Source organism: Arthrobacter pityocampae (assembly GCF_002927275.1).
GTDB classification, from domain to species: domain Bacteria; phylum Actinomycetota; class Actinomycetes; order Actinomycetales; family Micrococcaceae; genus Arthrobacter_D; species Arthrobacter_D pityocampae.
The window spans coordinates 19233-31235 of the sequence record NZ_PRKW01000007.1 but is presented as its reverse complement, the minus strand read 5'-3'; the positions used below and the strand labels follow the sequence as shown (position 1 = coordinate 31235).

Sequence of the window (12003 nt, the reverse complement as noted above, 5' to 3'; positions counted from 1 at the left end):
AGGGACGGTCCAGCCAATTCACAGGCACTCCGAGGATACTGAGGGGGTGAAGAAAACAGGCCCTGAAGCGAAACTGCTGGTCGTCGACGACGAACCGAACATCCGCGAACTCCTGTCGACGTCGCTGCGCTTCGCCGGTTTCGACGTCGTCGCCGCCGCCAACGGCCGGGACGCCCTCGCCGCCGCCGAGACGCACAATCCCGATCTCGCCGTCCTCGACGTCATGCTCCCCGACATGGACGGTTTCACCGTGACGCGGCGCCTCCGTGCTGCCGGCCGCCACTTCCCCGTCGTCTTCCTGACGGCCCGGGACGACACCGAGGACAAGGTCACGGGTCTCACGGTCGGCGGCGACGACTACGTGACGAAACCGTTCAGCCTCGACGAAGTCGTCGCACGCATCCGTGCCGTCCTGCGCCGGACGCACCCGCTCGAGGACGACGACGCCGTGATCCGCGTCGCCGACCTGGAGCTCGACGACGACGCCCACGAGGTGCGGCGCAACGGGGAGACCATCGACCTCTCCCCCACCGAGTTCAAGCTCCTGCGGTACCTCATGATGAACCCGAACCGCGTCCTGTCCAAGGCCCAGATCCTGGACCACGTGTGGGAGTACGACTTCAACGGCGACGCCTCGATCGTGGAGTCCTACATCTCCTACCTGCGACGCAAGATCGACCGGAATCCCGACGCCGTCGCCCTGATCCAGACCAAGCGGGGCGTGGGTTATCTCCTCCGCACCCCCGACAAGCGGTAGCACCGGCAACTTGATCAAGCGTTGGAACGCGGCGTCGCTCCGCTCGCAGCTCGTGGCGATCATCATGCTCCTGATGATCGTCACGGTGGGCATCACAGGCCTCGCCACCGTCTCCCTCCTGCGGAGCGGGCTCGTGGACCGCATCGACCAGGATCTGTGGAACAACGCCAGGACCGTCGCGAACGACATCTACTCCACCGAACCCCAGGCCGACGGCGCCGTGCTGCGCTACTACGCCGCCCTGCTCGACAGCGACGGTGGCGTGGTGGTGGCCAACCAGTCCGACACGGTCGCCGACGTACCCGATCTCGGCGGCCTGAGCCAGGAACGCATCATCGACCTCGACGGCGTGGGATTCAACGTTCCCAGCACCGACGCCGACAGCCAGGGGTGGCGTGTGCGGGTCTTCCGGTTCGCGAACACGGACGGGTACCTGGCGATCGCGTCCCGCCTCAACCCGGTGAACGAATCCCTCCAGGAAGCGAAGGAGATCATCTTCACCTCCGGCCTCGTCACCACGGCCCTCGCCTCGCTCATCGCGTTCGTGACGGTGACCCGCCAGTTCGCCCCGCTCGCCCGCGTGGAGCGGACCGCGGCGGCGATCGCGGCCGGCGACCTCTCCCGTCGCGTCGCCGTCGAACGGCCGGCCTCCGAGATCGGGCGGCTCTCCCGGTCCCTCAACGCGATGCTCGCGCACATCGAGCGGGCCTTCGCCGCCCGTACGGCGTCCGAGACGAAGATGCGGCGGTTCGTCGCCGACGCCTCCCACGAGCTGAGGACGCCACTGGTCACCATCCGCGGCTACTCGGAGCTGTACCGGCACGGCGCACTGCAGAAGGACGAGGACATCGCCGCCGCGATGGGCCGGATCGAGAGCGAGGCGATCCGCATGGGGCAGCTGGTCGAGGACCTCCTGACGCTCGCGCGGATCGACGAGCAGCGCCGCCCCGACGTGAAGCCCGTGGACCTGGCGGTGCTCGGCCACGACGCCGCCTTCGACGCACGGGCCACCGCCCCGGACCGGACCATCTCCGTCATCGGGCTCGACGGCGGCAGCCCACGTTCCGCCCCCACGCGGGGGGACGAGGCCCGCCTCCGCCAGGTCGTCGCGAATCTCATGACCAATGCGCTGCGGTACACGCCCGCGGGGTCGCCCATCGAGATCGCGGTCGGTGTCGCCCCCGTGCTGCACGGCCACAGCGATTCCGTCCTCGAGGTGCGCGACCACGGCCCGGGGATCGCCGAGGACGACGCCGCCAAGGTCTTCGAGCGCTTCTATCGGGCGGACAGCTCCCGGCACCGCGAGACCGGGGGTACTGGGCTCGGCCTCGCGATCGTCGCCGCACTGGTGGCCCAGCACGACGGCACGGTCCGGCTCGAGGAGACGCCCGGGGGCGGCGCCACGCTCGCGATCCGTCTTCCGCACGTTCCCCTCGACGGAGAGCCCGCCGAAGGGGAAGTGCCGGACGAGGCGTCCGGCGATGCATCCGAAGCCGCAACGACGGGCACGCTTCCGGAGGCGGGGTCCGATGGTTCGTCCGGCTCTCCGAAGAGCATCACTCCTCCACAGGCCCCTCCGACGAAGCCCGTTGTCCACAAACGCCGCGACGCACGCTGATCGTCTCCTCCCGTGTCCTAGCGTCAGGGGCGTCAAGGAAGCGCGAGCATGGGAGCACAACATGGCATTCTTCAATGTCGACACCGACAGCCTGGCGGCCAAGAGCGGCCAGGTCCAGGGCACCATCGGGAGGCTGCAGGCGGAGGTGAACTCGATGCAGGCCGGACTGCGGGAGCTCGAGGGCCTCTGGACGGGCCAGGCGGCCACCAATTTCCAGCAGCTCATCCTGCAGTGGCGGGCCACGCAGCAGCAGGTCGAGGAGTCACTGACCGGCATCAACGAGGCCCTGAACATCGCCACCCAGCAGTACGCCGACGCCGAGCAGAGCAACGCCCGGATGTTCATGAGCTGATCCGGGCCGCCCTGACCATCCGGGCGTGCCGATCCGGGCATGCAAAGGGCGGCACCCCTGTGAGGGAGTGCCGCCCTGTGTGCATGCTGTGCGGCGCAGGCCGCACAGGCGGTGGAGGCTAGAAGCCGCCCATACCGCCCATGCCGCCCATGTCGTCCCCGCCGCCGGCAGGAGCTGCCTTCTCCGGCTTGTCGGCCACGACGGCCTCGGTGGTGAGGAACAGGCCTGCGATCGACGCCGCGTTCTGCAGGGCCGAGCGGGTGACCTTCACGGGGTCGTTGACCCCGGCGGCGAGGAGATCCTCGTACACGCCGGTGGCCGCGTTCAGGCCGTGGCCGGCGGGCAGACCGCGGACCTTGTCGACGACGACGCCGGGCTCGAGGCCGGCGTTGAAGGCGATCTGCTTGAGCGGCGCGTCGATCGCGACGCGGACGATGTTCGCGCCCGTCGCCTCGTCGCCCGTGAGCTTGAGGTTGGCGAACGCCTTGGCGCCGGCCTGGATGAGGGCCACGCCACCACCGGCGACGATGCCTTCCTCGACGGCGGCCTTCGCGTTGCGGACGGCGTCCTCGATGCGGTGCTTGCGCTCCTTGAGCTCGACCTCCGTTGCGGCTCCGGCCTTGATGACTGCGACGCCGCCGGCCAGCTTGGCCAGGCGCTCCTGCAGCTTCTCGCGGTCGTAGTCGGAATCGGAGTTGTCGATCTCGGCACGGATCTGGGCCACGCGGCCGGCGATGGCGTCGGCGTCGCCGGCACCTTCGACGATGGTGGTCTCGTCCTTGGTCACGACGACCTTGCGGGCAGTGCCGAGCAGGTCGAGGGTGGCGGTCTCGAGCTTGAGACCGACTTCCTCGGCGATGACCTGTCCACCGGTGAGGATGGCGATGTCGGCGAGCTGCGCCTTGCGGCGGTCACCGAAGCCCGGAGCCTTGACGGCAACGGACTTGAAGGTGCCGCGGATCTTGTTGACCACGAGGGTCGCGAGGGCTTCGCCTTCGATGTCCTCAGCGATGATCAGCAGCGGCTTGCCCGACTGCATGACCTTCTCGAGGACGGCAACGAGGTCCTTCACGTTGCTGATCTTCGAGTTCACGATCAGGATGTAGGGATCCTCGAGGACCGTCTCCTGGCGCTCTGCGTCGGTGACGAAGTAGCCCGAGATGTAGCCCTTGTCGAAGCGCATGCCCTCCGTGAGCTCGAGTTCGAGCCCGAAGGTGTTGGACTCCTCGACGGTGATGACGCCTTCCTTGCCCACCTTGTCGAGGGCTTCGGCGATCAGGGCGCCGATCTCGTCGTCGCCGGCCGAGATGGAGGCCGTGGCAGCGATCTGCTCCTTGGTCTCGATCTCCTTGGCGGAGGCGAGCAGTTCCTCGGTGACAGCCTGCACGGCCTTCTCGATGCCGCGCTTGAGGCTCAGGGGGTCGGCGCCGGCCGCGACGTTGCGCAGGCCTTCCTTGACCAGGGCCTGGGCGAGCACGGTGGCGGTGGTGGTTCCGTCGCCGGCGACGTCGTCGGTCTTCTTGGCGACCTCCTTGACGAGCTCCGCACCGATCTTCTCGAACGGATCGTCGAGTTCGATCTCCTTGGCGATGGAGACGCCGTCGTTCGTGATGGTGGGGGCACCCCACTTCTTCTCCAGCACGACGTTGCGGCCACGGGGGCCGAGGGTCACCTTGACGGCGTCAGCGAGGATGTTGAGACCCCGCTCGAGGCCGCGGCGGGCCTCTTCATCAAAAGAAATGATCTTGGCCATACGGCTTAGGTCCTTTCGGGACGGTTGCATTTCAGCATGTGAATGCTGCCTGCGTGTGGTGCCCGCGACGGCCGGATGGAGCCGGAACGATCTCTTTCACGCTCCTGCCCCACCCCCACCACAGAGGTTTGCCTGCTTCACGCGCCACGCACAGTCTTAGCAGTCTGCGCGCGCGAGTGCTAACTCAATAATTAGCACTCACACCCCACGAGTGCAACCCGCCCGGGCCTCCCGATAGTGGTCCCCGGGCCGGTCCACCCGCCACGTCCACGTCCCCGTCGGAGGTGGGGACCTTGGCCCCTGGCCCGGGCCGGATTACGGGGGCTCAACTCATGGTGCGTCCCACCGCAGGTCTAGCAGAAGGCGCTCGGGCGGGGTGCGCCCAGAGGGGCGGCAGGGACTCATGCCCTGCCGCCCCGGCCGCTCCTTCTCGGATCTGCCGGGTCTGCCCCATCGCTGCGGGGATCGGCATCATCCAGCTCGTCCCGTCGGCCCGCTGGACTCCTGTGCCCACCCTCAGGGCTCCGTCACGCCGGAGGCGGACGGTGACCCGGGGCGGACGGCACACTGGTGACGGACGGGAGGGGACGTCCTGCATTCCCGTCTGCTATTTGAAATCGGGCCCGAGGACCACGGAGATCGCCGGAGAGATGTCCGCACTCTCGACGAGGTCCTCGATGTCGAGGTCCTCGGCCACGGCTTCCGCGGCGCCACGCTGCTCCTCGCCGTTGTAGAAGACGACGGATGCATCCACCGGGACACCCGCCCAGTTCCCGGGGAGGGCGGACGTCCAGCCCGCGGCGGCCAGCCGGCTCGCCGCCACCGTCGCCAGTCCCGGCGAGCCCGTCCCGTTGAGGACGTTGACGGTCTGGGCCCGGTCCGCCGCGTCCGCCGCAGCGGAGGCGGTGGCTGTCGCCGTCGCGCTGGGCTCGCTCGTTGCGCTCGTCGCGTCGGGAGATGCGGAACTGGACGGCTCTGCCGTCGCGGAGGCCCCCGACGACGCTGCCGCACCGCCGTCGTCTCCTCCGGTGAAACCGAGGCGGGGAAGGACGAAGTAGGAGCCCAGGCCGACGAGGAGCGCCAGGACCCCCACGGTGATCTTGAGCCCGAGGCCGTTGGACCGCGCCGGGATGAACCGCTCCCGGTGGACCCCCTGGCGCGCGGACGTTGCGGGGACGCGGTCGAACTCGTCCCGCGGGTGTTCAGTCATGGGTGTGGGTGGTCCTTCGCGCGTCGGGGATGGCGGGACGTCCTAGATGTCCGCGCCGAGCCGGCGGGCCGAGCGTGCCTTCTGCCGGGTGGACCTGAGGCGCCTGAGCCTCTTGACGAGCATCGGGTCGTGCGCGAGGGCCGCCTCGGTGTCGATGAGGGCATTGAGCGCCTGGTAGTAGTGGGTGGCGGACATGCTGAACAGGTCGCGGATGGCCTGCTCCTTGGCGCCGGAGTACTTCCACCATTCGCGTTCGAGGGCGAGCATCCGCTGCTCGCGGTCGCCCAGGGCCAGCCGATCGTCCGACCCGGACGTCGCGTCATCCGAATGCCGCTGTGGCTCGGCCATCTCCCCTGTCGCCTTCCTTCAGCGGGCACAACTGTCAGTCCATGATAGTGGGCAATGACACCGGTGTCATTCGAACGGCACGCGGGCGGCGCCCGGGCGAGAATGGGGTCATGACTTCCGCCGATCCCACCCTGTTCGACCTGCCGGACTCGCCCACGGGCAGCGGGACCGGCGTCCCGCAGCCCCGGACGGACGGGCGGCCGGGCCCCGACACCTCTGCCTTCCCCTTCGCGGCCCCGGCGCGTATCGAGGATCTGGTGCCCGCCGACTGGGCGGCCGCGCTCAAGCCGGTCGAGCCGGTCCTCCACCGGCTCGCCGTGTCCCTGGCGGAGGACCTCGACGGCGGACACCGGGTCCTGCCGGAGGCCTCGCGGATCCTCCGGGCCTTCACCACCCCGCTGGACAGCATCCGGGTCGTCATCGTGGGGCAGGATCCCTACCCCACGGTGGGGCACGCCGTCGGGCTCAGCTTCGCCGTCGATCCGCGGACCCGGCCGATCCCGCGAAGCCTCGCGAACATCTACCGGGAGCTCGCCTCGGACACCGGCGCGCAGCCGCCCGCGTCGGGCGACCTGTCCGGCTGGGCCGAGCAGGGTGTCCTCCTGCTCAACCGGGTACTGACGGTGCGGGCGGGTGAGGCGGCGTCGCACCGGGGGCTGGGCTGGGAAGAGGTGTCCGACGCCGCCATCCGCGCACTGGTGGCACGGGGTGGGCCGCTCGTCGCGATCCTGTGGGGCAAGGACGCCCTCCGCCTCAAGCCGCTGCTCGGCGCCACGCCGACGGTCGAATCGGTGCATCCCAGCCCGCTCTCGGCCTCCCGCGGGTTCTTCGGGTCCCGGCCCTTCTCCCGCACCAACGACCTCCTGGCCCGGCAGGGCGCCGACCCCGTCGACTGGACGCGCACGTCGTCGAAGGCGCACAGCTGATCCGAGGCACACGACCAGTCGGACGTGGACCGGCGCCGTCGCGCCCGGATTCCGCTGCGCAGGCGTGCCGCACCCACTGACGCTCCGTACCCGCCGGGCGGGGCTACCGCCGCCGGTTCCGCTGCCGCTCGTCGGAGCTGAGCTTCCGGGTGAACGGCCGTGCCAGATTGTCACCGAGGACCACGCCCGCCGCGATGGCGAGTACGACGGTCAGGGCGTTGAACAGCCCGAGCGCGCCGTCGGACACGAACTCCGACTCGATGGTGAGCGTGTACATCGAGCGGAAGATGGACAGCCCGGGATAGAGGAACAGCACGGCCGGAACCGCGACCACCAGTTGGGGCGCCCCGAACCGGAGGGACACGACGCGGGAGAGCCCCCCGATGAGGATGGCCGCGAGGGCCGGCGCCAGCCGGTAGCCGACACCCGCCGCCACGGCGCCGATCAGCAGCAGGTACCCGGCGACAGCGACCAGGGACGTAGGGACCACGAGCTTCACGTCGGTCTGCTCGGCGATGCAGATCATGGCCACGGCGACGAAGATGAGCACCGCGACCAGGGGCCACGGGTACTGGATGCCGGTGGATTCGAACACGTCGAGTTCGGGGATCCCGATCGCCGATCCGGCCACGAGGGCGACGGCGATCCCGGCCACGAGCGCGGCGAAGACGAGGATCGCCGAGAGGTACCGCCCTGCTGCCGTGACCGGGAAGCCGTTGATGGCGTCCTGTGTCGCCGAGACGAGGCGGCCGGTCGGCAGGAGCAGCAGGATGCCGCCCACCACCACCAGCGCCGGGGTGATCGGCACCTGGAGCCACCAGAACAGCATCGCGATCAGGGTGACGAGTGCGGCCGAGGTGGCCACGGAGAAGAACTCCGGCACACGCCACTCCCCCAGCTTCCGGCTGACCAGGTCCACGAGGATGCAGCTGATGAAGCCGACCAGCGAGCCGAGCAGGGTGCCGCCGACGAAGGCCACGATGGCCGCCGAGAAGATGCCGAACGCGGCGGTCACCATCCAGCGCGGGAAGGGCTTCGGCCGGTGGGTGATCTCGTCGAGCCGCTGGGCGGCCTCGGTCCGGGACACCCCGCCGTCGGCGATGTCGGAGACGAGCCGGTGGATCGCCGTGAGGCCCGCGTAGTTGTTCGTCCAGGAACGGACCACCCGCAGCACCGTCGTCGGTGTCTGGTCCTTCGCGGAGTAGTTGATGATCACGGACTGGTTGGTGATGTCCACCTCGATGTTGTCGAGGCCGAACGCGGCGGTGACCGCGATGATGCTCGTCTCCACCTCGAGGGCACCCGCGCCGTACCGGAACATGGTCTCGGCGAGATTCAGGGCGAAGTCGAGGGCCTTGCGGGCGCCGGCGTCGGGGCCGCCGACCTGGATCGTCGGGTTCGCGTAGGGGCTCCCGGCCAGCCGCTCCACGATGCTCATCGCCTGGGTGGGCGGCGCCTCGCCCTGCACGAGGCGGCGCAGCACGTTCCGGGCTGCCGCGTTGGACCGGATCGACGACGGCACTCTCTGCGGCGTCGTGGGCAGCGCGTCCGTGGGCCTCGTGACGGGCGGCCGCTGGCGGGAGGGCCGGGGTGCCTTCGGTTCCGACGTCGGACGCTTCGGTGGGGTACCGGCCCGGCCGCTCTTCCTGCCGGCGCCGCCCTTACCGGCCGCCAGCTGACGCTTCTCGTCGTCGGTCGGGTCGAAGGGGCGCCGGATCACCGGGAGCGCCTCCGCCACGGGCGACGGATCAGGGGGCAGGAGTCCATCAGCCGGGGTCGAACCGTCTTTCACAGCGGCCTTTCATGCGTCGATCGCCGCGCCCTCTCCGGGCACGTCCTCAGTAGAACGGCTGGTGCGTGCGTCGCCAGTAGATCTGGCGCGCCACACGTTCCGCGATCGTGTTCCAGACACGATATTTCCAGGCACTGACCACGAGGTCGTAACACCCCGCGTAGTCCGTCACCGTCTTGGTGAAACTCGTCTTGAACAGTCCCAGGCCGTGGTGCGGATGGTCCTTGTCCTTCAGCCGGGCGCTCGGCGGGGTGCCGCAGAAGTCGTACTCGACGATCCCGAACTCGTCCTTGAGGTCCGTGATCGCCTGCCACTGCACGAGGTGCGAATCCCCGTACTGGGTGCGGCCCGGCCGGGACCCGCCGTCCTTGTAGGTGCCCTTCGTGCCGTAGTTGACCACGAATGCGCCGACCGAGGGCTGCCCGTCCTCGTACACGAAGTAGAAACGGCCCTGCCCCGCGTCCACGAAGTTCTGCCAGAAGCGGCTGTAGTACTCGAACGAGCGCATCCGGGCGGCCGAGCGGTCCTCGATGTGCGACATGAGCGAGTACATGGCCTCGAAGGTCTCCCGCGTCGGCTCCATGCGCCGCACCTCGACGCCCTCCCGGAGTGCCCGGCGGACCGCGTTGCGGCCGCGCGAGTGGAGGTTCCGCAGCAGCTGGTTCGCGTCCGGCGTGGTGTCCAGGACCGCCGTGCTGTCGTTGGGCTGCAGGTTGAAGGTCTTGACGAGTCCGGCCGAGCGCAGCACCTCCTGGACCTCCGGACCGTCCACGAGGTCCGGTTCGACCTTGATAGCGAAGACGTTGTGGCCTTCCCTGCGGGCGAGGTCGGCGACGGCGCGTGCCGCGGCCGGAACATGGGCGGCCTCGCTGACCGCGGGGCCCTTGATCAGATACCACAGCGCCCCGATGAGCGGGACCTTCTTCTCCAGGACGAGGTTGTGGGTCGTGTATCCCGGGCCTTCGAGGACCACGAAGCGGGGCCGCCACCCGTGGTGGGACTTCACCTCCGCGAACGCGGCGGAGGAGAGCAGGTTGCCCCCGCCCGGGTTCGCCGTCACGAGGGAATCCCAATCCCGCTGCTCCGTCCCGGTGGCGAAACGAGCGCTGAAGTCGACCAAGATTCCTCATTCACTGATGGTGGCTACCGAAGGACGCGCACAAGTCTAGCGGCTGGACACTACCCCTTCGCGTCGCATGACGCATTGGTTGCCTCGGGAACCGGGTTTCCTGTACTCGCCCCATCCCGGTGGTTAGCATCGGCGCTATGGACTTCAGATACCTCGGCAACAGCGGCTTCAAGATCTCGGAAATCACCTACGGCAACTGGCTCACCCACGGATCGCAGGTGGAGAACGACGTCGCCACGCAGTGCGTGCGCGCGGCCCTCGACGTCGGCATCACCACCTTCGACACCGCGGACGTGTACGCCAACACGGCGGCGGAGACGGTCCTCGGCGCAGCACTCAAGGGTGAGCGGCGCCAGTCGCTCGAGATCTTCACGAAGGTCTGGGGGCCCACGGGCCCCAAGGGACACAACGACGTCGGGCTGTCCCGCAAACACATCATGGAATCGATCGACGGATCGCTGCAGCGCCTGCAGACCGACTACGTCGATCTCTACCAGGCCCACCGGTACGACTACGAGACGCCGCTGGAGGAGACGATGCAGGCGTTCGCCGACATCGTCCGACAGGGCAAGGCCCTGTACATCGGGGTCAGCGAGTGGACGGCGCAGCAGATCCGCGACGGCCACGCCCTCGCCAAGGACCTCGGCTTCCAGCTCATCTCCAACCAGCCCCAGTACTCGATGCTGTGGCGTGTCATCGAGGGCGACGTCGTCCCCACGTCCGAGGAGCTCGGGCTGTCGCAGATCGTCTGGTCGCCCGTCGCGCAGGGAGTGCTGACCGGCAAGTACACGCCGGGCGCTCAGCCCGAGCAGGGCACGCGGGCCTCGGACGACAAGGGCGGCGCTGACATGATCAAGCGCTGGATGAGCGACGAGGTGCTGACGGGCGTCCAGAAGCTCGCGCCGATCGCCGACGGTGTGGGCCTCACGATGGCCCAGCTGGCCATCGCATGGGTGCTGCAGAACAAGAACGTCGCCTCGGCGATCATCGGCGCCTCCCGGCCCGAGCAGGTGGAGTCGAACGCCGTCGCCGCGGGCGTCAAGCTCGAGGACGACGTCCTCAAGGCCATCGACGACGCGATCGGCGACCTCGCCGAGACGGACGTCGCGAAGACCGCCTCCCCCGAGACGCGGCCGGTCTGATGGCGGCGACGACGGCCCCCCTCAAGGTCGCGGTCACGGGCTCGAACGGGAAGCTGGGGCGCAGTGTCGTCCGTGGTCTGCGCGAGGCCGGGCACACAGTCCTCGAGCTCGACCAGCATGGCGAGCGCACTCCGACCTTCCTGCGCATCGACCTGCGGGACTACGGCCAGGTCCTCGATGCGCTCCTCGGCGTGGACGACCGGCACGCAGGCCTCGACGCCGTCGTGCACCTCGGGGCCATCCCGGCTCCGGGCCTGCAGGCGGACGCGGCGACGTTCCACAACAACATGGCCGCCACCTACAACGTCTTCCAGGCCTGCCGGCGGGCCGGTATCAAGCGGGTCGTGTACGCCTCCAGCGAGACAGTCCTCGGGCTCCCGTTCGACACCCCGCCCCCGTACATCCCGGTGGACGAGGAGTACCCGGCGCGTCCCGAGAGCACCTACTCCCTCGTCAAGCACCTCGAGGAGCAGCTGGCGATCGAACTGACGCGCTGGGATCCGCAGCTGAGCATCACCGCGCTGCGGTTCTCGAACGTCATGGATCCGGAGGACTACGCCGAGTTCCCGTCCTTCGACGCCGATGCGACCGCTCGGAAGTGGAACCTGTGGGGGTACATCGACGGCCGGGACGGCGCCCAGGCCGTGGCGAAGGCGCTGGAGAACGCGGCGCCGGGCTTCGACCGCTTCATCATCGCGGCCGCGGACACCGTCATGAGCCGGGCCAGCGCGGATCTGGCGGCGGAGGTTTTCCCCGGGGTGGAACTGACGCGCGAGGTGGGCGAGCACGAGACACTCCTCTCGATCGACAGGGCGCGGCGGACGCTGGGGTATGAGCCCCGGCACAGCTGGCGCGATCACGTCTAGGTCGATCCGGCCCGGCGGCCCGAACGGCACGGGCGGCAGCGCGAACTGTCGCCCGGGCCCGCTCATCAGTAGGCTGATGATCGACGATGCGCAGCACCGACGAAAGGCAG

General features: G+C 69.2%; 11 protein-coding genes. 6 read left to right on the top strand and 5 right to left on the bottom strand.

Annotated features, from left to right (window positions below):
* Positions 1-46: 46 nt before the first annotated feature.
* From C4K88_RS15585 to C4K88_RS15575, 3 genes are all read left to right on the top strand, one after another.
* Positions 47-757 (top strand): response regulator transcription factor, encoded by a 711-nt coding sequence (locus C4K88_RS15585; RefSeq protein WP_104122592.1) that lies wholly within the window; start codon positions 47-49, stop codon positions 755-757.
* 10 nt (positions 758-767) lie between these two features.
* Entirely contained in the window at positions 768-2375 is a 1608-nt protein-coding gene (locus C4K88_RS15580; protein ID WP_306418627.1) for a sensor histidine kinase, read from the top strand.
* Positions 2376-2436: 61 nt separating this feature from the next.
* Complete coding sequence (locus tag C4K88_RS15575; RefSeq protein ID WP_104122591.1) at positions 2437-2727, top strand: WXG100 family type VII secretion target; 291 nt, start codon at positions 2437-2439, stop codon at positions 2725-2727.
* A 118-nt stretch (positions 2728-2845) separates the two neighbouring features.
* Here C4K88_RS15575 and groL read toward each other — a convergent pair whose 3' ends face one another.
* The 3 genes from groL to C4K88_RS15560 form a co-directional block, all read right to left on the bottom strand.
* On the bottom strand, positions 2846-4480 hold the full coding sequence (gene groL / locus C4K88_RS15570; protein WP_104122590.1) for a chaperonin GroEL: 1635 nt from the start codon (positions 4478-4480) through the stop codon (positions 2846-2848).
* A gap of 607 nt (positions 4481-5087) precedes the next feature.
* Positions 5088-5690: a LytR C-terminal domain-containing protein gene (locus tag C4K88_RS15565; RefSeq protein ID WP_104122589.1), complete on the bottom strand. Its 603-nt coding sequence runs from the start codon at positions 5688-5690 to the stop codon at positions 5088-5090.
* A 42-nt stretch (positions 5691-5732) separates the two neighbouring features.
* Positions 5733-6038 carry a DUF3263 domain-containing protein gene (locus C4K88_RS15560; RefSeq protein WP_104122588.1) on the bottom strand — a complete coding sequence of 102 codons (306 nt, stop codon included), beginning with the start codon at positions 6036-6038 and terminating at the stop codon, positions 5733-5735.
* Between the two features lie 110 nt (positions 6039-6148).
* Here C4K88_RS15560 and C4K88_RS15555 point away from each other — a divergent pair, with 110 nt between their 5' ends.
* Positions 6149-6964, top strand: coding sequence for a uracil-DNA glycosylase (locus C4K88_RS15555; protein ID WP_104122587.1), 816 nt, complete (start codon positions 6149-6151; stop codon positions 6962-6964).
* Positions 6965-7067: 103 nt separating this feature from the next.
* Here the strand turns inward: C4K88_RS15555 and C4K88_RS15550 are convergent, their stop codons facing one another.
* Positions 7068-8756: a threonine/serine exporter family protein gene (locus C4K88_RS15550; RefSeq protein WP_438502358.1), complete on the bottom strand. Its 1689-nt coding sequence runs from the start codon at positions 8754-8756 to the stop codon at positions 7068-7070.
* A 46-nt stretch (positions 8757-8802) separates the two neighbouring features.
* Entirely contained in the window at positions 8803-9876 is a 1074-nt protein-coding gene (locus tag C4K88_RS15545; protein ID WP_104122586.1) for a lipid II:glycine glycyltransferase FemX, read from the bottom strand.
* A gap of 146 nt (positions 9877-10022) precedes the next feature.
* On the opposite strand from C4K88_RS15545, the gene C4K88_RS15540 reads away from it, so the two are divergent.
* Together C4K88_RS15540 and C4K88_RS15535 are read left to right on the top strand one after the other, a co-directional pair.
* On the top strand, positions 10023-11027 hold the full coding sequence (locus C4K88_RS15540) for an aldo/keto reductase family protein (protein WP_104122585.1): 1005 nt from the start codon (positions 10023-10025) through the stop codon (positions 11025-11027).
* Positions 11027-11893, top strand: a complete 867-nt coding sequence (locus C4K88_RS15535; RefSeq protein ID WP_104122584.1) for an NAD-dependent epimerase/dehydratase family protein — start codon at positions 11027-11029, stop codon at positions 11891-11893. The genes C4K88_RS15540 and C4K88_RS15535 overlap by 1 nt, the downstream gene beginning before the upstream one ends.
* Positions 11894-12003 lie beyond the last annotated feature (110 nt).